The sequence below is a fragment of the Litorivita pollutaquae genome (genome assembly GCF_003205515.1).
GTDB classification, from domain to species: domain Bacteria; phylum Pseudomonadota; class Alphaproteobacteria; order Rhodobacterales; family Rhodobacteraceae; genus Litorivita; species Litorivita pollutaquae.
The window spans coordinates 1-22,722 of record NZ_KZ826482.1; the positions used below are offsets into that span (position 1 = coordinate 1).

18 protein-coding genes are annotated in these 22,722 nt (G+C 56.6%); 13 read left to right on the forward strand and 5 right to left on the reverse strand.

Going from position 1 to position 22,722, the window contains the following annotated elements; all coding sequences use genetic code 11:
• Nucleotides 1-341 precede the first annotated feature (341 nt).
• The 5 genes from DI396_RS03925 to DI396_RS16385 all read left to right on the forward strand — a co-directional run bounded on the left by DI396_RS03925 (nucleotide 342) and on the right by DI396_RS16385 (nucleotide 5,695).
• Nucleotides 342-887, forward strand: coding sequence for a MarR family winged helix-turn-helix transcriptional regulator (locus DI396_RS03925; RefSeq protein ID WP_235851738.1), 546 nt, complete (start codon nucleotides 342-344; stop codon nucleotides 885-887).
• A 15-nt stretch (nucleotides 888-902) separates the two neighbouring features.
• Nucleotides 903-1,535: a glutathione S-transferase family protein gene (locus DI396_RS03930; RefSeq protein ID WP_110794903.1), complete on the forward strand. Its 633-nt coding sequence runs from the start codon at nucleotides 903-905 to the stop codon at nucleotides 1,533-1,535.
• 19 nt (nucleotides 1,536-1,554) lie between these two features.
• Nucleotides 1,555-2,013 (forward strand): (2Fe-2S)-binding protein, encoded by a 459-nt coding sequence (locus DI396_RS03935; RefSeq protein WP_110794904.1) that lies wholly within the window; start codon nucleotides 1,555-1,557, stop codon nucleotides 2,011-2,013.
• Between the two features lies 1 nt (nucleotide 2,014).
• Nucleotides 2,015-4,189: a xanthine dehydrogenase family protein molybdopterin-binding subunit gene (locus tag DI396_RS03940; RefSeq protein WP_110794905.1), complete on the forward strand. Its 2,175-nt coding sequence runs from the start codon at nucleotides 2,015-2,017 to the stop codon at nucleotides 4,187-4,189.
• A gap of 1,269 nt (nucleotides 4,190-5,458) precedes the next feature.
• On the forward strand, nucleotides 5,459-5,695 hold the full coding sequence (locus tag DI396_RS16385; RefSeq protein ID WP_162617144.1) for a hypothetical protein: 237 nt from the start codon (nucleotides 5,459-5,461) through the stop codon (nucleotides 5,693-5,695).
• Nucleotides 5,696-5,762: 67 nt separating this feature from the next.
• Here the strand turns inward: DI396_RS16385 and DI396_RS03950 are convergent, their stop codons facing one another.
• A complete protein-coding gene (locus DI396_RS03950) occupies nucleotides 5,763-6,515 on the reverse strand; it encodes a hypothetical protein (RefSeq protein ID WP_110794907.1) in 753 nt (250 codons plus the stop codon).
• Nucleotides 6,515-6,853, reverse strand: a complete 339-nt coding sequence (locus DI396_RS03955) for a hypothetical protein (RefSeq protein ID WP_110794908.1) — start codon at nucleotides 6,851-6,853, stop codon at nucleotides 6,515-6,517. Before DI396_RS03955 ends, DI396_RS03950 begins: the two co-directional genes overlap by 1 nt.
• Before the next feature lie 316 nt (nucleotides 6,854-7,169).
• Between DI396_RS03955 and DI396_RS03960 the strand changes: the two genes are divergently transcribed.
• Nucleotides 7,170-8,273: a MobA/MobL family protein gene (locus DI396_RS03960; protein ID WP_162617145.1), complete on the forward strand. Its 1,104-nt coding sequence runs from the start codon at nucleotides 7,170-7,172 to the stop codon at nucleotides 8,271-8,273.
• A 4-nt stretch (nucleotides 8,274-8,277) separates the two neighbouring features.
• Here the strand turns inward: DI396_RS03960 and DI396_RS03965 are convergent, their stop codons facing one another.
• Nucleotides 8,278-9,897 carry a DNA primase family protein gene (locus DI396_RS03965; RefSeq protein ID WP_110794910.1) on the reverse strand — a complete coding sequence of 540 codons (1,620 nt, stop codon included), beginning with the start codon at nucleotides 9,895-9,897 and terminating at the stop codon, nucleotides 8,278-8,280.
• Nucleotides 9,898-9,949: 52 nt separating this feature from the next.
• Nucleotides 9,950-10,252 carry a hypothetical protein gene (locus DI396_RS03970; protein ID WP_162617146.1) on the reverse strand — a complete coding sequence of 101 codons (303 nt, stop codon included), beginning with the start codon at nucleotides 10,250-10,252 and terminating at the stop codon, nucleotides 9,950-9,952.
• Nucleotides 10,253-10,978: 726 nt separating this feature from the next.
• Between DI396_RS03970 and DI396_RS03975 the strand changes: the two genes are divergently transcribed.
• The 7 genes from DI396_RS03975 (at nucleotide 10,979) to DI396_RS04005 (ending at nucleotide 20,529) form a co-directional block, all read left to right on the forward strand.
• Complete coding sequence (locus tag DI396_RS03975) at nucleotides 10,979-11,869, forward strand: ArdC family protein (protein WP_110794912.1); 891 nt, start codon at nucleotides 10,979-10,981, stop codon at nucleotides 11,867-11,869.
• 88 nt (nucleotides 11,870-11,957) lie between these two features.
• Complete coding sequence (locus tag DI396_RS03980; RefSeq protein ID WP_110794913.1) at nucleotides 11,958-12,269, forward strand: hypothetical protein; 312 nt, start codon at nucleotides 11,958-11,960, stop codon at nucleotides 12,267-12,269.
• Nucleotides 12,270-12,785: 516 nt separating this feature from the next.
• The gene (locus DI396_RS03985; protein WP_110794914.1) at nucleotides 12,786-14,807 is read left to right on the forward strand and encodes a type I restriction-modification system subunit M; all 2,022 of its coding nucleotides are present in this window, start codon (nucleotides 12,786-12,788) and stop codon (nucleotides 14,805-14,807) included.
• 148 nt (nucleotides 14,808-14,955) lie between these two features.
• On the forward strand, nucleotides 14,956-15,882 hold the full coding sequence (locus DI396_RS03990) for an Abi family protein (protein WP_110794915.1): 927 nt from the start codon (nucleotides 14,956-14,958) through the stop codon (nucleotides 15,880-15,882).
• A complete protein-coding gene (locus tag DI396_RS03995; protein ID WP_162617147.1) occupies nucleotides 15,879-17,162 on the forward strand; it encodes a restriction endonuclease subunit S in 1,284 nt (427 codons plus the stop codon). The genes DI396_RS03990 and DI396_RS03995 overlap by 4 nt, the downstream gene beginning before the upstream one ends.
• Nucleotides 17,159-17,569, forward strand: a complete 411-nt coding sequence (locus DI396_RS04000) for a hypothetical protein (protein ID WP_110794917.1) — start codon at nucleotides 17,159-17,161, stop codon at nucleotides 17,567-17,569. The genes DI396_RS03995 and DI396_RS04000 overlap by 4 nt, the downstream gene beginning before the upstream one ends.
• Nucleotides 17,566-20,529: a type I restriction endonuclease subunit R gene (locus DI396_RS04005; RefSeq protein WP_110794918.1), complete on the forward strand. Its 2,964-nt coding sequence runs from the start codon at nucleotides 17,566-17,568 to the stop codon at nucleotides 20,527-20,529. The genes DI396_RS04000 and DI396_RS04005 overlap by 4 nt, the downstream gene beginning before the upstream one ends.
• A gap of 175 nt (nucleotides 20,530-20,704) precedes the next feature.
• Here DI396_RS04005 and DI396_RS04010 read toward each other — a convergent pair whose 3' ends face one another.
• Nucleotides 20,705-22,432, reverse strand: a complete 1,728-nt coding sequence (locus DI396_RS04010) for a DNA-methyltransferase (protein ID WP_162617148.1) — start codon at nucleotides 22,430-22,432, stop codon at nucleotides 20,705-20,707.
• Nucleotides 22,433-22,722 lie beyond the last annotated feature (290 nt).

Below are 22,722 nucleotides of genomic sequence, written 5' to 3' on the forward strand. Positions count from 1 at the left end.
GCCGTCTTGTCTCCACGAAGCGCCTCAAGCGCTACCGTGGCCTTAAAATTATCTGAAAAACTGCGTCTCTTGGTCATTTGTGTATCCTGTCTTCAAGGTTGGATACATCTTAGCACGCTGTCCTGTTTTGCCGGACCACTTCAGTCAGATGTCGCGGACGGAGCCGTTATTCGCGCAGCGTTTTTAAATGGCAGCTTATGGATGAAGGCCTTCGAAAGATCCGCTTGTCTTTCGCAACTGCTGTCTTGGGACAGCACGCATCCACCGGACAAATGCCGCTATGTCAGGCACCAGAATCCAAATCATTTACTTAGTATCATAATTATTAGGTTGCCCGATAAATGAAGCGCCCTATCTGCTCTCCCATGATGACAAGACAAACGGAAAACCGCGAATCTGACGTGCTCGCTTTGGACAGCCAGTTGTGCTTTCCACTTTACGCTGCATCAAACTTGCTCGGGCGCGTGTACCGCCCCCTTCTTGATCCTTTGGGACTAACCTATTCGCAGTATTTGGTTATGTTGGTCCTGTGGAAAGAAGGACCCATTCATGTGGGGCACCTTGCGCAACGGCTGTTTATCGACAGCGCTACGATGACGCCGATTTTGAAGCGCATGCAAGAACACGGCTTGCTGACGCGACATCGCGACCCGTCAGACCAACGGTGCGTCACTGTAAAACTCACCGCTCACGGTGCCGCGCTGAAAGACCGCGCAAAACACATTCCGCAAGTCTTGTCAGACCAGATGGGAGACAATCTGGGCCCTGACGAGATGGCAGGTTTGCGCAGCGCTGTGCGCGATCTGGTGACACTGCTGGCTGACAACCTCAAAACGCCTTTGAGCGCTGCAGCACCAATCACACAAGCCACTGAAGAACTTAAATAAATCAACGAGGATACTATGACAGATACAACACTATTCGGCTTCGACGGTTCAACATACGTGCGCACTGTGCGCTGCGTACTGGCGCGTAAGGGTGTGGCTTACGATCAAGTTTCCGTCAACGTATTGGAGGGCGAGCCGCAACAGCCCGAGCATCTTGAGCGTCACCCGTTCGGTAAGGTTCCCGTGCTTGATATCGACGGGATGCGCCTGCGTGAAACCGATGCGATTGTGCGTTACCTCGAATCGCGCAACCCCAAAGCCCCGATGTTTCCTGCTGACGCAAAAGTGCGCGCGAAGGCCGACGAGAATGCGGCATTGATCAACAACTATGGCTACGGCGCAATCATCGGCTTTGTGGCCTATCATCTGTTTCCCGACTTGGTCGGCGGCAAGAATGAAGAGATGCGGCAATCCAGCATTGATCAGGCCAAAAAGCTGGTCAACCTTGTGATGGAAAACAAGGGCGACGCGCAGTTTCTTGCCGGGGATACGCCCGGGTTCGCCGATTATCTACTGGGGCCGCTTGTGGCCTATGCGACCATGACCGAGGATGGTGCCATAATCTTGTCACTCGACGGCGTGCAAAACTGGTGGGACAAATTGAGCGCGGATGCCGTTTTTGCATCCACCGCTCCCAACCTAGGCTGAAGAAAAGGAGAATTGAGCGATGATCAAACTGACTTTGAACGGTGAGCCGCGCGAGATTGAAGCAAGTGGCGATACCCCCTTGTTATGGGCCCTGCGCGACGAGCTGGGCCTGACCGGCACCAAATTCGGCTGTGGCGTGGCGTCATGCGGCGCATGTACCGTGAACGTAGATGGTGCGCCTGTGCGCTCTTGCCAGACCTACGTGGGCGATATTGACGGTGCCACTGTGACGACAATCGAGGGCGCACAAGATGCGACCACCGAGGCCATCCGTGAGGCGTGGGTCGAACTGGAAGTGCCTCAGTGCGGCTACTGCCAATCCGGTCAAATCCTGTCGGCGGCGGCTTTGTTGCGGGACACGCCCAAACCAACCGACGAAGACATCGACGCGGCCATGGACGGTAACCTTTGCCGCTGTGCCACCTACGCGCGCATTCGCAAAGCGATCCATCGCGCATCCGAAATTGTGGAGGGTTAACATGCTAAATAGACTAATCTCACAGGGCGTCCCTGCGAAAGGGACGACGCGCCGGGGCTTTCTCAAAATGACAGCAGGCGCTGCGGGTGGCCTTATTCTGGGCGGTGCGATTCAGCCGACCACAGCGGCAGCACAAGCTGGTACCGACGGTCTTGCCACCCCTTTTGTCCATATTCGTCCTGACAACACTGTTGTCGTGATCGTCAAACACCTGGACAAGGGCCAAGGGACCGCCACCGGTCTGGCCACGCTGATTGCAGATGAACTTGATGCCGATGCGGCGCAGGTCACAACGGAATTCGCGCCGGCCAACACCGGTCTTTATGCCAACACGCTCATGGGTGTGCAGGGCACAGGCGGGTCAACTGCGATGGCCAACTCATGGCAGCAGTACCGTGAGGCGGGGGCGACGGCACGGGCCATGCTGGTTTCAGCGGCCGCCCAAGCATGGGGTGTTGATCCGCAGAGTGTCAGCGTCTCCGGCGGCATGATCACCGATGGATCAAACACGGCCAGCCTGGGCGATATGGCTGAGGCCGCAGCAGGGCAAAGCATTCCCGATAGTGTATCCCTCAAGACGCCGGATCAATGGGTCTATATCGGCAAGTCTTTCCCGCGGGTGGACTTGGTGCGCAAGACCCAAGGTGCGACCAACATGTACGGCATGGACGTGGCGATGGACGGGCTGATGTACGCCGTCAGCCTGCGCAGCCCGCGCTTTGGTGGCGAGTTGGCCGGGCTGGATGACGCTGAGGCGCGGGCCATGCCCGGCGTGATCGACGTAATCCGCCTGCCGGATCGGGCCACAGTGATTGCCGAGTCCACTTGGCAGGCAATTCAGGCCCGCGACGCGCTGGCAGCCGAATGGGATTTTTCGAACGCTGAAAATCGGGGCACGGAAGAGTTGCGTGCAGAATACACCGCGCTGCTTGATGAGGACGGCACTGTTTTCGAAGACGCCGCAGCATCACAGGCCGAAGAGGCGAAAGTGATCGAAGCCGATTATTTCTTCCCTTACCTCGCGCACACTCCGATGGAGCCGATCGACGTGACCGTTCTGTTCGACGGCACCGAGGCGACGTTCTGGACCGGATCGCAGATCCAGACTTTAGATCAGAACATCAGCGCTCAGGTCCTTGGTATTGACCCTGAATCGGTGAAAGTCGAGACCCTTTGGGGTGGTGGGTCTTTCGGGCGCCGGGCGATCTATGACAGCCACTATGTGGCTGAGGCGGCGATGATTGCGCAAGCGTGGCTGCAAACGCATGGAGAAGCCCGCCCGATCAAATTGGTCTGGACCCGCGAAGACGACGTGCGCGGCGGGTATTATCGCCCGATGCACATGCACCGTGTGCGCGCCGGTCTCGATGCCGAAGGCAACATCACCTCTTGGGATCAGCGCGTCGTGGGTCAGGGCATCGCCATCGGAACCGCGTTCGAACAGTTTATGGTGAACAACGGCGTCGATGCGTCCTCGGTCGAGGGTCTTGGCGAGCACTCGGCATATACCATTCCGGGCTGGTCGGTCGATGTTCATCATCCGCGCATCGGTGTTCCTGTGCTCTGGTGGCGCTCGGTCGGAAATACGCACACCGCTTATGTCGTCGAGACGATTATGGATGAATTGGCCGAGGCGGCGGATGCCGACCCCGTGGAGTTCCGCCTGCGCTACCTTACTGATCCGCGCGCCCGCGGCGTGCTGGAACTGGCCGTTGAAAAGGCCGGGGCCGTGCAAGATGGCCTGACACGGGGCATCGCGGTGCACAAAAGCTTCGGCTCTTATGTCGCCGAAATTGCGGATGTTCGCATGCGCGAGGATGGCACAGTCAAGGTTGAGCGTGTGACCTGTGGTGTCGATTGCGGCGTGCCGATCAACCCCTCGAACATCGAGGCGCAGATTGAAGGCGGCCTCGGCTACGGTCTTTCGGCGATCCTACGTGAAGAGATCACGATGACCGACGGGGAGGTGAACCAGTCGAATTTCTACGACTATACGCCTCTTCGGATCGCCGACATGCCGCAGGTAGATGTCCACATCGTCCCCTCAACCGAGGCCCCGACTGGCATAGGCGAGCCTGGCACACCACCAATTGGTCCCGCTGTAGCAAATGCTGTCCGCCGGGCCACCGGTAAAGCAGTGCGCGAGTTGCCGTTTTCAAGTTACGGGCTCGCGTAACCCACAAATTTCATTGGCGCGCGCTACCCTCTGGCGTGCGCCAATGCGGTTTGATCGCAAGTTTTCGAAAACACGATCGTCACTGCAGATTCGAAGTGATGCTGCGTCAGCGAAATCCTAAACTCCAATGTTGGTTTCGTCCGCTCACTGTGAATTCGACCTCTGATCCTTGCAGCACTCTGCACGAATGGCTGGTTTTCACGCTGCGCGGCAGCACTGAATTTTGCGCTGACGCAGCATTTTTCACGCTGCGAGCGCACGCAGCAAAAAAACCGAACTCACAGAATGGGCTCTCACCTGCCGTTCGCCGCGACCATCGTCAAGGTCCGGTTGGGGCCGTTTTTCCAAATGTCCTACCAGTCGCTGCTGGGGCTGGAAGGCGTATATGTAGGGCAAGGCTTAGTAGGTTCTTCGGGAATTTCGGTGTTTGCCACAATCAGCAGACCAACATAGCTACGCATCCCGGCGAAAAATCTCTGGCAAAATTCAGCGGTTTTTGCTTCCTCTGGTACGGGCATCTGGTAGAGTGGAGCCAAGTACCTCTGGCAAGGCTTTGGCTAACGCATTGGTGTCGTTCATTCAGATGGAAATCGGAGGCGTTCCCTTCGTCTCCTTCGTTTTTTAGACCCGCAAGGCTCAGCACAGCGTAGCGATTTCTAGGTATCACCATCAAACCTTAGAAGAGGGCATAATAGTCCTCTGCGCGTTTTATGAGTTCATGATCGGGTAAATTGATCCTTCTATATACGCGGTGCAATCGAGCGACACATCTTTTAAGTCAGGAAGAAATTTTAACCACCTTGGACTAAGCCAGAGGAATATTGTGATCGACAACGCGGTTGCAAATCACCTTATCGGTCGGACAGGCAATCAGGCTTGAAGCCTACTATATGCCTATTAATGCCAAACACCCCTGATCCATCTTTTGCAAGGGGCCTCGTAAATCTTTGATTTACTTAAGGATTTTGGCTCCGGCGGTAGGGGCCGCAGAAATTCCGAAAAAATCCAACAAAATCAAGGGCTGACCCTCTGCGAAACAGCCCTCGGACCTGCATTGTGCGCATCGTACCGACACAGTCAAGTGCGCAATCTTGGGGATGTTTTCCAGCATTGTGGTGATGCAACTGCCAAGAACAAGTTGATCGCGCCGCCCAGACACCCGGCGGCCCAAGATGAAGAGTGCCAATCGGGTTTGGCATCAAAAAAAATTCTTTGGTCTTCTGGAACTCAACCCACCTTGGGAGTCCACCGTAAAGAAAGGAAACAACGATGGATACCAATGATGCAATTCTTCGCCTTGCCAGTTTAGTGAGAGCTGATTGCGGGGCCAGTGATGCCGCGCGTTCAGTGATCAATTATGCTTGGAACAACCACCGACCCATTCGAGAATTTTTCCGTCTGGATGGGGCTAATCGCAAAGCCGCGCTGACGCTGATTGACAGGGATGAGTGGGTGGACCCTCAACTTCTCTGCGACCTAATACCAGAATTGAACGACTGGGTTTGATTTGAGCGGCAACTTTAACGCGGACTGCTGAGGCGTCACGGCAATTCATTCGGCGTAATGTTTTGCTTTATGTTCGCTCCAACCCGTCCATTTGTCTTCGAACCCGGCGCGAGGGTCTGCCCCTTGGCATCCCTCGCGCCGAAAATCCTGCCTTATGCATAAGTTCACGACCCGCGCCCTGATCGGGACTGTGCCCCTGCGCTGCAATAAAAATGCGGGCCGCGTGATGTGTCAGTGCACCGTAGAAGGCATTTACAGAGGCGTCCCTGGGGTCGGGCGCGTCGGGGCGTTCGTCGGTCCTCCACAAAACCCGGATTTCATCTTCCCATAGTTCTTTGATAGCGACCGAACGGCGCGCGGCCTGCCACCACCACGCGACCATTCTTTTGAGCGTCGGGCGGCGTTGATATTCGGTTTGATACCATTTCAGCAGATAGGCAGAGGCCCCGATGGCCTGATCGTCGGGGGCGTGTGGTGTGGCGATGATCTCGACAGCGCGCTGAACGGATTCGGGAAGTTCGGTCGCCGCTGGTCCCTTCTTGCGCGGGTCAAGTGAGGGCAAGGGTGCGCGGCTGGGAGAAGCCATGCGGATATTTTGTGCGGCAGGCGCATCAGGTCCAAGTGTTTTGGCCCGTTTAACTCGCTGGCCGTCAACTTCCGAAAGATGCGCATCGAAGTCTTCGGGCGACATCCAGAAGGGATCATCCACGGGCAAACCAAGCGCTCCGAGTTCACAGGCCGTTAACGAGCGCGACAGTTCGCTTGTGGCGTTGTGTGCGGGCGCGGAAATTGCGTCGTCGTCCCAAGGAAACTTTTCCATCACTGTGACCCTCCCGAATTGAGACTGGCACATTGTGCCTCCAATCGGGCGGTGGCCTCCTGAAACGGGGCGGCATAGCCCTTTTCCAAGCGTTCCGCGAGGAAACGCGCATCACGCAGGGCGATGCCTTTTTGATTGGCGAGGAATTGGAAGAAGCCCACGGCTTTATCTCGTGGTAATCCTTCCCGTTCAATGTTTCGCGCGGCAAGCAGGATGAGACCGCCAAGGATAACCTTCTTGCGGCTTTCTGCCTTGCGTTCCTGTTCCTTGAAGGCCCGTTCTTTTTCTTGTGCCAGTCGCATGGCCTTTTCGACTTGGGCTTGTGTGATCCGTGCCATCGAACCCTCCTGTGTTGGTGTTTTTCTGGACATAGGGAACAAGGCGAGGTGATCCCAAATCATGGCGCGCGAAATTGTCTGTGCGGTGCGCACAGGGGAAATTCAGACCAGAGGAAATGAGGCGCGCGAGACAAAACCTGAAAGGCGCAATTACGCAAACTCTGTTTGCAGCGTCGGGCCTGACCGCCACCGCCTGCGTCGGGCCTGCCCGAAATCGCCCTCTGTTTCCATGGCAAACATCATGCTTTTTCAGATTGCTACCGCTTGGACCTATCTCGGAATTGACCCTTCGGATTCTGAAATAGGGAGGCAGGTCGTGACAACTGCAACGAACCCGACCGCAAGCAAAGCGGTGCATTACAAGACCCAACCGATTGCGCGGCGCAAGGACCAGAGCGCGGTTTATTATGCGGCCTATATCACTGGCGAGACCCTGCACGATGTGCGGCGGGACAAGACCTTCTGGCGCAAGGATGATCAGGGCGATGTTCTGCATTGGGAGATCGTCGGCCCGGACGGTGAGCAGAATTGGACACTCTCGGAACTCTGGAACGGGGCCGAACACGCGGCCAAGAAAATCAACGAGCGGCCCGGACGCCAGACTGTGATCGCACTGCCCCATGAACTGTGCGAGGGCGGACACGAGGCGGCGCGGCGTGTTGCGCGGGGCCATTGCCTTTGGCTTCGCGATCAATACGGCATCGCAAGCACATGGGCACTGCACGCGCCAAGCCCCAAAGCACATGGCGAGAGCGCAAAGAACTGGCACATCCACATTGTCGAGACAGATCGGAGGATGACTGCCAGCGGTGATGGCCGCCCGGTCTTCGGCGCGAAGGTGCGGGAGCTGACCGATGGCAAGCAGGGCAAGGTTGAAATCGAGCGGCGGCGCAAAGACTGGGAAAAGCGCGTGAACGCGGAACTGCACCGGGTAGGAGCTGCGACACGCGTCAATCTTGGCCGGAAACCGCAGGGCGATGGCCCCGACTACATCCCCGGCGTTCATCGCGGCCCCAAGGTCAATGCGATGCTGCGCAAACATCAGGCGGCCACGCGCGTGGCCATGATCGCGGGCCGCGCCTTGCCGCCACCCCCGAAACGCGTGGCATCCTATCTCGCCTATGCCGCCGCCCGGAAGTCCGCGAATGCAGCGCATCGGGCTATGTGGCAGGCGACAGGGAAGGCCGTTTCGCAAATCGTCACGGCCTCTGTCCAGTTCGGCGAACCAACGGCCCCGCCCAACACGGTCAAAAACCGTGCGGAACCGGGCCAGTCCAAGGACACAGCAACGTCCAACGCGCCGCCCAGCGATGTGACGCAAGATGAGGAAAAGGCCCGCAAACGCGACGCAAAGGATTGGGAGCGCTTTTGGGAGCAGGAAGCCCGCAAAGCGCTCTCACGGCGTCAGCGACAGCGGTGATCCGTCACACGGCGCGCAAAAGGTCGGCGCGGTCCTGATTTTCGAGTTCGATCAGGTCGCGCGTGCCGTTCAAATAGGCCTTGCCAACCTCGTTCAGGCAGGCCCCACCACGATGGATGTGCTTCTTGGATAATTCTGGAACTTTGACAATGCCCATGCGATTCATTCGGAGGCCAAAGTCTGTGCGTGAGAACCTTTGGCCTTCATTGACCTCCGCAAAGCGTTGATAGGCTTGGAAAAGATTGCCTGCCCGTTCAACCTTATCGGGGTCGATATTGAGGCAAATGGAAACGAAGTCCGACAGGGGGTTAGAGTCGTTCTTTTTGGCGTCGCGGACGGCATAAAGATGCCTCGGCACATTCAGGCCCCCTTGGGCATAGGCCACCGCGCCTTCGATGCACCAGCGGAAAATGCCTTCCAGTTCACCCAGCAACCGGGTTTTCAATTTGGGGTCTTTGACCTTCCCACCTTCGGGGCATTCGTGCGCGTCGTGAAATTTGGCAAGGAAGGGGATGATGATCGTGCGCCGGTAAACCCCGTGGTCCTGACTTTGGATGAGCGGCATGTAATTCGTCGCGTACCAGAGCGTCGCCTTCGAGTAGAAATCGAAATATTCCTGCCGTAGGAAGCGCGCCTTGATCACGTCTTCCCCAGTGAGCCGTTTGAACTCGCGTTCATCCATCACATCGTTGCGGTCGAACTCGCCGCCGATGCCAAGGCGTTTGCCCGACAACGCGGCCACATCGCTGTTGATACCGGATTTGCGCGCGGCCTGCGTGATCAGCCCCTTGTCCACGCCGGTCTGATATTGCCCGAAGACGGCGGCGATTATCGCGAGGAACAGGCTTTTGCCATTGCTCCCGTTCATCTTGTCGTTCGTTTCATCACCTGTGAGGAAAAAGGCGACCTGTTCTTCCTGATGCGCGAACATCGAATACCCGACCGCGCGTTGGAGAAACCCGGCGAGCGTGTGATCACCGCAAGTGATATCGGCGATGAACGCGTCCCAAGCTGGGCACTGCGTGTTCGGGTCATAGTGGAGTGGCCCCATCCCGGTCAGCATATCCGCTGGCGAAAACTGTGCGAGCTGGCCGGTGGTCAGATCAAGCGTGCCGTTCTGTGCGTTCCACAGTTGAGGTTGCCGGTCGAACACATCGAGCGGCACCAGTACCGCTGGCTTCGTCAGTTCCAACAATCCATTGATCGCGGAGGCACGGCCCGAACGTGCGGCCCATTGCAGTCGGTACGGGACTTGCTTCTTTTTTTTGAGGCATTTGCATTCCTCTTTAATCGCGCGGGCAATCTCTCCGGCCATTCCCTTGGCACGTTCGTTTCCTGAATACCGGTCCCAGCAGTGACCATCGAAAACGACCCATCCAGCGCCTATCGCAAAGGCCGTTCGGGTGCCGTATTTGGCCAGAAAGCGATCAGAGTTGCCCAAATCTGTAAGGTCGAAACCCGCGCCTGCACGGGCCAGTATCGCGTTGGTCGAAGGGCGGACCTTGCGTGGGGTGTCGTGCTCAATGACCACGTCTTTTTGCTTTTTGAGCTTCTTGGTTTCAATTTTTTCGGCTTTTGCCAGCGCCTTCTTGACGCGTTCATATTGCTTGCTGTGATGCTCCATAATTGTTTCCTTTCAAATGGTAGGCTTGGCTCCGTAATGTTTCGGATTGGGTTTATTTGATGGGTTCGAGGATGATGGTCCCGTTGTCGTCAACCCACCTGATGATGGCTTTGCTCTCGACATGTGATCGGGCCAACGGCGGCAAGGGCGTGTCCACCGCGATCATGCGCTTGTCGTTGCCGGGGGCACGCAGAACACAGACCTCCTGGTCTATGAACCGCCGCCCAAGAGTGGCGCGGGTCAAGGCATTCCGCTCGCGATACGAAAGGCCCGGATTCCGAGCGCGCAACACGCGTGCAATGATCTCGGGCGTTGTTCCGATGTAGTCTGGTTTGGGGATGTGAATGTGTCTCATGGCGTACTCTTCTCCTGTTGCGATCAGGAGTTGGGTACAAACGCAGAACAAACCAAAATGTTTTTGCTGTGCCCGGTCAAAAAAATTTTGGCTGGAACTAATGCGACGGTTTCGAGACTTCTTATGAGACTACAAGGTGCTGATTTTATGTGGTTTTTATCAAAATCACTTTGATCGCGCGATAGTATTCTCGCTTTGCGCCCAAGCCCCCATGGATAGAAGGATCAAAACTGTTTTGGCCCCTGATTTCCGTACAGGGAATTGAAAAACAGGCGTCAACTCTCGCGCCGGAATCTATGATTCTACTTTTTTATTGTTTTACAGAGACTTAAAGCTTTCGACAGTTGAGGAAACACAAGCTGAAACCCTATTCAGTGCGTTTCTTTCTTTGATCACTTCCACAACCACCAAAAGTCAGGGTGAGGGCGCGGCCCTCCCCCTCGGGCAAGCATTGAAAAGCGATCTCCCCAACAACGGTCACGGCTGACGCCGCGCTGCGTTGCCGGGTGATACCCCTCCGCTTTTCAAAACTTGCCTCGCCCTCTCCCGCGTTCGCCACGTGGCAGATTTGCAGGAACAGGCGCCTGCGGCGTCAGTCCTGAAATCAGCACTGATTTTCGGAATAGGACCCGACCGATCACAGCCCATCAGCCGACGGTCAGAAATCTTCTTCCGGGAACTGAAAACGAACGCACATCGTCCGTGCTTTCAACAACGGAGACGATTATGACAAAGCAGAAATTCAACATTCAACAGGAAATCACTGATCAGATCATCGCGGCCATCGAATCCGGTTGCGCACCGTGGCGCAAGCCGTGGATCGGCGGCACAGGCGGTGCAGGTCTGCCCGAGCGGCACAATGGCGAGCCGTATCGCGGGATCAATGTGCTTGTGTTGTGGTCCATCGCGGCAAGCAAGGGCTACACATCCGCACGCTGGATGACCTTCAAGCAAGCCAAAGACCTTGGCGGGGCCGTGCGCAAAGGCGAGAAGTCATCGCAGGTGGTTTACTACACTACGACCGAGATTGAGGACGACGCCAACGAGGGCGAAACCAAGGTCATTCCTTTTGCCAAGTCCTACCGTGTGTTCAACGCCGATCAGATCGACGGCTTGCCCGAAGAGTTCTACAACAAGCCAGACCCGGCGCGGGATTTGGGCACCGAGCGCGACCCCGAGCTGGACGCCTTCTTTGCCGCTACGGGCGCGGACATCCGGCACAGCAACCAGCCGCGCGCGTTCTACAATATCGGCGGCGACTTCATCCACATGCCCGAGGCGAACACCTTCCACGACAGCAATGGGTACTATGCCACCTTGGCCCACGAGCTGACGCATTGGACCGGCGCGGACAAACGGCTGGACCGGTTCAAACGGCACAGCGACCGCAAGGCCTATGCCTTCGAAGAACTGGTGGCAGAAATCGGCAATTGTCTGATCTGTGCGACCCTTGGCCTGACCCCGGATTTTGACCAGAGCGGGGCGTATATCGAAGGCTGGATGAAAGCGATGAAGGAAGACAACCGCGCCATCTTCCGCGCAGCAAGCGAAGCACAAAAGGCCTTGGACTTTGTCCAGGGCCTAACCGAGGCAAGTCAAACGGTGGCCGCTGAATAAGCGGCCCCAAACCCATCATTTTGATTTTTTTCTTCCGTGATTTTTGGCCGAACCCAAGTTCGGTTTAGAGCAATTACGGAGTTAAATTATGTTCTTAAAAACCGATAATATCACCTATGACATTGTACGCTTTCGCCAGAACGGCAAGCAGTGGATTATCCGGCGCGGGCTGACCTTGGAGGAGGCGCAGGCCCATTGCCAAGACCCCAATACAAGGGGTGAAGGCTGGTTTGACGGATACCGCTCGGTCATCGAGAAATTTGAAATTGTGCGGTATCGGTTTGAAGGCAAAAACAAGGTTGTCCGGCGCGGGCTGACTTTGGAGGAGGCACAGGCGCACTGCAATGACCCCAAGACGCAGGGTGATGGTTGGTTTGATAGCTATCGCGTACAGCACTAATGACGCCGCTGATCGCATTGCACCAACGAAAACGCCCCTGACCGAAAGGCCGGGGGCGTTTTGTTTACAGAGCCAGCGTCGGGCGGGCGTGGCGTTCGTCTTGATCCTTCACGAGGGTAAGATTTTTCGAAGCCGCCTGTGCGGCGGCAAGGGTCGGCACCGTTCCCGCCCGACACTTTGAAGATTGGTTCAAACGCTCGCAGACCCAAGAATTTTTTTCAACTTTTTTCCTGCCGCAGCACGACGAGCTGCGCTCGGTAGTTGGAGCAACCTTTCGGGCGCGACCCACACCTATGATCGCGAGAGGCAGGTCACGACACTTCGACTTTCGGGCAGACACCCTTGGCGAGCCAATAGGGTCGGGAACGACTTCTTAAAAGTGGTACGCAGCGAAAAATGAGTTTTCGGTCAAAGCGCTGCCTTGGATAGAGGTAATATCTCATGCTAGCATCCTCCTCAAACGTTGGCGGTTAAAAACCGGCAGCAATTCAATAATTTTGGGGCAGCGCATTTTCCATGAGCACAGATATTAAGTCACTCGGGTCGTTTGTCTGGTCCATCGCGGAGCTGCTGCGCGGCGACTTCAAGCAGTCCGAATATGGCAAGGTCATTCTGCCCTTCGTCGTGTTGCGTCGTCTCGACTGCATCCTTGAAGAGAGCAAATCCGCCGTTCTCGACATGGCGGGCAACCTTCCCGACGACATGGACGACGAGGCACGTGACACCCTGCTGTCCGGCGTCGTGGGGCAGGATATCCGCATCTATAACCTGTCCCGCTTCACCTTTACCTCGCTTAAAGGGCAGGACGCCAAGGACATTCACAAGAACCTGATCGACTACATCACCAAGTTCTCGGGCAACGTCCGCGATATCTTCCTTGACAAGTTCCTGTTCACGGACCAGCTCAAACGCCTGAACGATGCCGGTCTGCTGTATCAGGTCTTTGACAAGTTCACCCAAGTCGACCTGCACCCCGATGCCATCTCAAACCTCGAAATGGGGTATCTGTTCGAAGACCTGATTCGCCGTTTCTCGGAAATCTCGAACGAGACGGCGGGCGAACACTATACCCCGCGCGAGGTTATCCGCCTGATCGTGTCGCTGCTGCTTATCAACGACAAGGACGCGCTGACCGGGTCGGGTGTCATCCGGCAAGTTTATGACCCCGCAGCAGGCACGGGCGGTATGCTGTCCATTGCCGAAATGGAGATGAAGGCGCTTAATGACCGCATCCGCGTCGAACTCTTCGGGCAGGAACTCAACCCCGAGTCCTTCGCAATCTGTAAGTCCGACATGCTGGTGACAGGGCACAACCCCGAGAACATCGCCTTTGGCAACACGCTGACCCAAGACGCTCACGCCACCAAACGCTTCCACTACATGCTGTCCAATCCTCCCTACGGCGTGGACTGGAAGAAATACGCCGACCCGATCAAGGACGAGGCGGCGGAACAGGGCATGTCCGGTCGCTTCGGTGCCGGTCTGCCTCGCATCTCGGACGGGCAGCTCCTGTTCCTCCAACATATGATCTCCAAGATGCGCAATGACGAACAAGGTTCGCGCATTGGCATCGTCATGAACGGCTCGCCGCTTTTCACCGGCGGGGCCGGGTCGGGCGAAAGCGAGATCCGTCGCTGGATGCTGGAAAACGACTGGGTCGAGGCGATTATCGCGCTGCCGACTGACCTTTTCTACAACACTGGCATTCAGACCTATGTCTGGCTCCTGACCAACCGCAAGGACACCGCGCGGCGCGACAAGGTGCAACTGATCGACGCCAGCGGGGAACGCTTCTGGAAATCCATGCGGAAATCCCTTGGGTCCAAACGCCGCGAAATCCCCGATACTGCCTGCGACGAGATTGCGCGCATCTACCACGATATGCTGAACGGCAATTCGGGCTGGGAGGATGTGTCGAAAATCTTCGCCACGACCGACTTCGGCTACCGCGAAATCCGAGTTGAACGCCCGCTGAAACTCGCCTTTGCCGTGACCCCCGAGGCGTTGGAGGCGCTGCGCGAGGGGAAACCGTTCCTCAAACTGGGTGCAGACGACCAGACCCGCGTTCTGGACGCCTTGCAGGAACACTTGCCCGGCGATGAGCGCTGGACCTGTCGTGAGGACTTCGACAAAGCGCTCTCTGCCGCCCTGCGCAGCAACGGCGTCAAGATCGGTGCGCCGGTCCGCAAGGCAATCCTGTCCGCCATGTCCGAACGCGACGAAGATGCCGATGTCTGCACCGACAAAAAGGGCAATCCCGAACCCGATACCGACCTGCGCGATCACGAACTGGTGCCCTTGGGCGAGGATTGGCGCGCCTATGTGCAGCGCGAGGTTCTGCCTTTTGTTCCTGACGCTTGGGTGGATGAAACCCACACCGACGCGACGGACGGCGGCGTGGGGCGCGTGGGCTATGAAATCAACTTCAACCGATACTTCTACAAATACGTGCCACCGCGCCCGCTCGAACAGATCGACGCTGAATTGAAAGCTCTCGAATCCGAGATCGCAGGTCTGTTGCAGGAGGTGGTCGAGTGATTTTTTGCCTGTTCCGCACTGTTTCTTCTTGTTTCTTTAAGGTCCTTGGCATACGTATTGGGGCAACAAGACCCGCCACGCCTCGGGCAGAGCTTCGGCTTTGTACTGCGCACCCCGGCGGGTTACTTGTTTTTGGGGTGTGCAAAATATGAAGTTTGCCAAACCCGCGATCTCGGTAGATGACCAGCTCGAACTCCTCAAGCAACGCGGCATGACCGTGCCGGACGAGGCGCGCGCGCGTCACTACCTCAATCATATCTCGTACTACCGGCTGCGCGCCTACTGGCTTCCGTTTGAGGGCAAAAAACAAGGCGATGCGCATTGCTTCAAGGATGGCACGTCATTTGACGATGTGCTGTCGCTCTACGTCTTCGACCGGCAGCTCCGCCTTTTGGTCATGGACGCGGTTGAGCGGGTGGAGGTGGCGATCCGCGCCTCTTGGGCGCATCACATGGCGATGTCGCACGGGCCGCACGGATATTTGGACCAGCAGCACTATTCAAAGGTGCGCCACCACGCGTCGATGGTGGACAGCCTGACCAAAGAGTTCGACCGCTCTCGCGACACCTTTGCAGACCATTACCGCACGAAGTACACCACCCCCACCTTGCCGCCTGTGTGGATGGCGGCAGAGCTTATGTCCTTTGGGCTGCTTTCCAAGTTCTATGGCGGGCTGAAATCCCGTGCGGAGCGTCAGGCCATCGCCAAGCCACTGGCACTGGACGAAAAGGTGCTGACCTCTTTCGCGCACCACATGAGCCATGTCCGCAACATCTGCGCCCACCACGGGCGGCTGTGGAATCGGCGGTTTACGATTCAGATGATCGTCCCGCGCTACCCTGCGCGGCTGGCCGTCGCGATGAAGGGCGCGGACCCCCGAAATATCCACAACACCTTGGTGACCTTAGACCAGATGCTGCGGATCATCGCACCGGGGACAACGTGGTGCGACCGGGTCCGCATTTTGATGGCAGATTGTGCTTTTGCCAACCCGCAAGCGATGGGGTTCCCCGAAGGATGGGACGAGCGCCCGATTTGGCGTGTTCACGGCAATCAAGGAGGCGGGGCCGCATGATACCTACATCCGATATCGTTCCCGGTGGCATTCCAAGTGGCTGGCGAAGTGTTCCGTTTTGGTCTCTCTTCCGACGTGAAAAGAAGACAGGATATGCCGAAGAAGAGCTGCTATCCGTCTATCGTGATCACGGGGTAATCCCGAAATCATCGCGCGATGACAACCACAACAAACCCTCCGAAGACCTTTCTGGATACCAGCTTGTGACAGAGGGGGCCTTGGTCACAAACAAGATGAAAGCGTGGCAGGGTTCAATCGCAATCTCGCGCTATCGGGGCATCGTCAGTCCGGCGTATTACGTCTACACGCCTCAGAGCGACGAGTGCGACCAATTCCTGCACTATCTGCTACGCAGCGACCCTTACATCGGTCTCTATGGACGCATTTCCAAAGGCGTCCGCGTCAATCAGTGGGACTTGGAGCATGAGGCATTGCGCAACATCCCTGTGTTGCTCCCCGACCTCGCGACCCAACGCCAGATTGCCGACTTTCTGGACCGTGAGACCGCAAGAATAGACCTGCTGATCGAGAAAAAGCAGCGCTTGGTGGCGCTGCTGGGGGAGAAGTGGGTGAGCGTTGTAGAGAATGCAATCTCGACGGGCGGCAAGCGGACGAAACTCGGACACCACATCGACATTCTGTCGGGTTATGCATTCCCGAGCAGCGACTTCTCAACAGACCCAGAAGACATGCCGCTTCTCCGAGGCGCAAACGTCTCACCCGGTTCTATGAGGTGGGACGACACCGTTTATTGGTCGCGTGATCGACTGGTCGAGGTGTCGCGTTTCTTGCTGGATGCAGGCGACGTTGTGCTTGGGATGGATCGCCCGTGGATCTCATCGGGCATTCGCATTGCAGAGCTGACGGAAGAAGATGCGCCAGCATTGCTTCTCCAACGTGTCTGCCGGATCGCTCCCAGGACAACGATGGACAAGCAGTTCATGAAACTGCTGCTCACCAGTCGCCAATTCCTCGCATATTTCGAACCGATTATGACTGGCGTCAGCGTGCCGCACATCAGTCCCGATCAAGTGAGTTCATTCCGCTTCGAATACATCGAAAGGGATGAGCAAGTTCGGCGAGCAACCGCAGCAGGCAGAGAACGCGAACGGATAATCCGAGTGCACCAAAGCACCGAAAAATCCATCGACCGCCTGAAAGAATACCGCTCCGCCCTGATCACCGCCGCTGTCACGGGTCAGGTCGACGTGACGACCTACGCCAAATCCGGCACCCCCGACCGCCGCCTCGACGCCATCCAAGAGGAGATGGACGCGTGACCAACACTAACGCCGAACTCAAATCCTTCATCCGTGCCCAACTCAGCGCCAACTGCGACCCCGTCCCGCCGAAGACCGCGACCAGTCAGCAGGTGCACCTTGAAGTCTGGACGACACGCGGACGCCGCCGCGCCATCGGTGCCGAACTCGGCCAAAAAGACCGCGTGAATCTGTGGGTCATTAGCATGTATGCCCCAACCTCGCCCCCTATCACCGTGGAGGTCGCGAAGAAGGTTTGGAAGGGGGCTGGGTGGCAGGACAAGGAGCCAGATCCAGTACGCAAGGGACGCGACGGCGCAAACAGTAATCTCAAGGGATACGACGAGTTCCGAACGAAACCGATCACGCGTCTGGGCATTCAGTCCATAGATGACGCGCGAAAGATATTTGAGCATTTATTCGCATGACCACTACTCACACCACCGCCGACATTCATCAAGAGAAGGTCTTTGAGGCGCATATCGTCGCCTGCCTGACCGCCGGTCAGGGGTACATCGAACGCAACTGCCCGTCCCATTATGACGTGGCCCATGCGCTCGACACCGAGTTGCTGTTTCGCTTTCTGAAAGACACGCAACCCGAGGCGTGGCAGGTGCTGGAAGACCATTACAGCGCGCAGGCCGAAGCGGAGGTTTTGAAACGTCTCGACAAAGCGCTGAAAGACAACCCCGCCCATGTTGTGCTGCGCGAGGGGCTGAAACTGGTGCCGAACATCCGGTTCGCGCTGTGCTTTTTCAAGCCTGCGTCGAACCTGAACCCGGATCTGACGCGGCTTTTTGATGCGAACATCCTGTCCGTGATGCGGCAGGTGACCTATTCGGCGAAGAACAAGAACGCCATCGATCTGGCGACCTTCGTCAACGGCATTCCGGTCGCGACGCTGGAAGTGAAAAACCTGCTGACGGGGCAGAACGTCAAACACGCCGAGAAACAGTATCGGCAGGACCGCTCCCCCGCTGGCGAACCTCTGCTAACCTTTAAACGCGGAGCTATCGTGCATTTCGCGGTGGATCAGGACAACGTGTCGATGACCACACGCCTTATGAACGGTAAGACGCGGTTTCTGCCGTTCAATCGCGGGCGCGACGGCGGTGCCGGAAACCCCGATGTGCCGGGCGAGAACCGGGTCGCCTATCTCTACAAAGACCTGCCCGACACCAAGGCAGTATTCTCGCGCGAGGTGTTGCTCGACCTGATCGGGCGGTTCATTCACCTTGAACGCTCGGGCGGCAAAGAGGTGCTGATCTTTCCCCGGTTCCAGCAGTTCGATGCCGTGCGCAAGGTATTGGCGGACGCGCGTGCCAAGGGCGCGGGGCAGAACTATCTGATCCAGCACAGCGCCGGGTCGGGCAAGTCGAACACCATCGCGTGGACCGCGCACCAGATCATCAACCTGCATGACACAGGCGACCAACCCCTGTTCGATACGGCGATCATTGTGACCGACCGTTTGGTGCTGGACCGACAGTTGCAGAACACCATCGGCGGGTTCGCCCAGACCGAGGGCGTGGTGAAGAAGATCGACGGCACGTCCCGCGATCTGAAAGACGCAATCCTGAAAGGCGCACGGATCATCATCACGACAATCCAGAAGTTCGGGACCGAGCATCTGGCGACGATCTCCGGGCAGGGTGGCAGGAACTTTGCTGTGGTCATTGACGAAGCGCATTCATCCCAGTCCGGCAAGGCGGCGCAAGCGATGAGCGACGCGCTGACCCGCGATGCGACCAGCTCCGACGATATCGAAGACATGGTTCTGGCCTTTCAGAAGGCGCGCGGACCGCAGAAAAACATCTCGTTTCTCGCCTTCACCGCGACGCCGCGCAATGTCACGCTGGAACGGTTCGGGCGCATCGGGTCAGACGGTAAACCGCACCCATTCCACCTTTATTCGATGCGTCAGGCCATCGAGGAAGAGTTCATTGTCGATGTTCTGAAAAATTACACGACCTATGGTGCGTACTACCAGCTCGAAAAGACCATCGAAGACGACCCAGCCTTCAAAGGGCGTAAAGCGCAGTCTCGTGTCGCGCGCTATGCCTCGCTGCATCCGACCGCCATTGATCAAAAAGTCGAGGTGATTGTCGAACACTTCCGCCGCCATGTTGCGGGCAAATTGAACGGTCTGGCGAAGGCGATGATCGTGACCCAAAGTCGCGAACATGCCCTGCGTTACTGGCAACAACTCAACCTTTACATCGAAGACAAGGGATATGCCGACCTTAAAGCGTTGGTCGCGTTCTCGGGCGATCTGACCGTCGATGGCAATGTCTGGACCGAGGCGACCGCGAACGGCTTCGCTGAAACCGAACTGCCGAAAAAGTTCGACACTGACGAATATCAGATCCTCGTCGTTGCCGAGAAATACCAGACCGGCTTTGACCAACCCAAACTTGTCGCGATGTATGTGGACAAGAAACTCGCCGGGTTGCAGGCGGTGCAAACCCTTGCCCGGCTGAACCGCAGTTACGGCAAGGACAAACCCACGTTCGTTCTCGACTTCCAGAACACAATGGAAGAGGTCAAAGAAGCGTTTGCGCCCTTCTTCGAGGCAACCGCGCTGGAAGAACGCACAGATCTGAACCAAATCTATGACCTAGAACAGCGCATCTCGTCCTCGACCTATATTCACAAAGACGAGGTCGAGCGGTTTGCCGATCAGTTCTTCAAGGGTGATCTGACGACGCAGGACCGCCTCAAATTGGAAGGCACTGTCCGTCTTGCAGTCGACCGGTTTGAGCTGGATGAAGACGAGGCACAACAAGAAGAGTTCCGCCAACTTCTGAAAAGTTTCCAGCGCTTCTACGCCTTCGTGGCGCAGGTCGTGTCACTCAACGATGCTTGGTTGGAGAAGCTCTACGCCTACACAGCTTGGTTGTCGCGCCTTCTGCCATCTCGGGATGTACCTGCCGATATCACAATCACCGACGACATGCTGACCTTGTCCGCGTTCAAGTTGCAAAAGGGCGAGGAAGGCAGTGCGTCGTTGAATGCGGGCGACACGCGCACGCTCGACCCGATCACCGAGTTCGGCGCAAACCCCTACACCGAGGAAGAAGAGAGGTCGCTGTCCGAAATCATCGACTCGTTCAATGAACGGCATGGCACCCAGTTCTCGCGTGAAGACTTCCTGCGCTTTGAGCGGGTGACGCGCGACATCATGGACGAAGACATGACCGAGATGGTCAAAAACAACCCGGCAGACGTTGTCTACAACGCGTTCTCGCAGGCGTTTTTCCAAGGTATGGTCAGGGCGTTCCAGCAAGACAACGAGATGCGCAACATCGTCATGACCGACAAGGACGCGCGTGATCAGGCGACACGGCATTTCTTCAAACGCGCGCAGCGGCAGGCGCGAGAGGCGTAACTTTCTCCACGCCGCCTTGGAGCGCCGTCAAATCGGTCATCTCGGCACGCCGTGGCGGCTGGACGCGTGTGATGTGAGCGACATCAAAAACTGGTTCCGCCCGTCTGATACGAGCCGAACCGGTACGATAAATGTCAGTGAAAAAGGCAAGGTTGAAATCAACTTCATCAACCAGCTACAAGGCCAGCTTGCGGGCGTCATTCGGGAGCCGACTTGGACCTTGCCGCGCCTCGCCAACTGGCTGGAAAGCGGCATCGTTCATCCCGATATCACCAAGCCAAGCGCGGTAGTATTCATATCCAAGGCCATAGAAGAATTGATGGCCTCTGGGATTGAGCTGGATGTGCTGGGCCGCAACAAGTATGATCTTCGCGGCGAGCGAGAAACAACGCAATACCGTGCCCTTTTTGCCGCCAACGCGGAGGACTTTCAGACCAGCGCGGACCTGTCCATCATCTTCGATGAGCAAAGCCACGCGCCGAACCGGCCCTATTCCGGCGCGACCAAGTTCAACAAGCATTACTTCTCGCTTATTGGCGCGTTTGACAGTGACGAAGAGCGGGACTGTGCCCTGCACATCGACCGGCACGAAAAGGTCCGATACTGGGTGCGCAACATTGACCGGAAGAGATCGTCCTTCTGGCTGCAAATGCCCCACGGGAAATTCTACCCCGACTTTATCGCAATGCTGACCGATGGCCGCATTCTTGTTGTGGAATACAAGGGGGAGCACCTCTACGAAGGGGAGGCGGTTAAACGGCAGATTGGTGCCGTTTGGCAGGACGCCAGCAATGGACACTGTCTTTTCTGTATGCCTACGGCCCGAGACTTTACCCTTATTGACCGAACCATTGAATGAATTGACAGCATTGCCCCAAAGCGTTGAGACGCTGGCCAGTAGTTTCTGAATTGCGCGCTTAACCCGGATTGGGCGGCGCAAGGGCACGAGCGCGCCCAAGTCCGTTGTCGCCTCAATCCAAGGCGTCGTGTGCGACGCTCGGTTGGCATAAGACTTTTCAGTAATGGATATTTTTCTACGCTTTGCTGCGTGCAGTGGGAATGAAGGCATCTGATTGTTTAGAGCGTATTCGACCCGTAACTTGGCAACCTCGAAATAGGATTTGTCGCGCTCGATTCCGATGAAGTTGAAACCAGCCCAAGCCGCCGCCATACCGGTTGCGCCTGTTCCCATAAATGCGTCCATCACGGTACCTCCCTCCGGAGTGACGAGCTTCAACAAATGGTACATTAGCTGCACGGGCTTGACGCAGGGGCCGTGGTTCTTACGGCTCGTTGTGCGGTAAAGCGAACGGCCACTTTCGTCTCGTTTGTTCACCCGCTTTGTTTGCAGGTGCTCGACGCCGAGATTTCTCTCCGTGGGGGTCGGCTTTTGGTAGTCAAAGGTTGACTTTGTCATCTTGACGCCAGGTACGGTGTTCTTGACCCGAAGCCCGGAATTACCGTGTTTTTTACGGTGGACCTTATACGTCTTTTCCAGCAGCGGCTTCATAAACAAGCCGATGGGTTCTTGTCCGGGCTTCACGCGGGTGTGGTGTAGGTCGTCAATCTTTTGGCACGCTGGTGTCCCATTGTTATACGTCCAAGCCATTCCAGATATCAGCGTGAAGCCGATATCTTCCAGCTCGCAGATTGTGCGGTGGAACCTGCGGTGGTCTCCGAAGACCACAAGATATCCACCGGGCTTCAAGACCCGGAACGACTCTTCCCATATCGGAAAAAGGTTGAGGTTTTTATCCCAGTCGTGGTCCAATACGTCATCGTATGGCGGATCGTACACTTGGGCGTCGACTGAGTTCGACTTGATTGTTTTGAGTGTTTCAAGGCAATCTTCATTGATCAGCGCGGACAGTGTTTTGGTGTTCGTATCGAAAAGGTCTTTCATAGTAGGCTCCATCAGTTGGTGTTGGTGGAGTGGACATGAACGGACGCTTCGTTTCGGCAATGGTTGATTGTCTTTTTAATTGGAAGAAACCTTCCATATGGCCTCAAGTAGTTGATATGTAATAAAAGAAAATAATTGACTTTCCATATTTGCACATAAGGACCGAAAGGGTGCTGCGTCAAGGCTTTGACGTAATTTTCAAAAAATGCGCCCAAACGGTGAGTAATTTACGGCGAAACTTTGATTTGGAGCGCGTGCGAATTAGCCATTACTGCGAGTTAGTGTTTGCC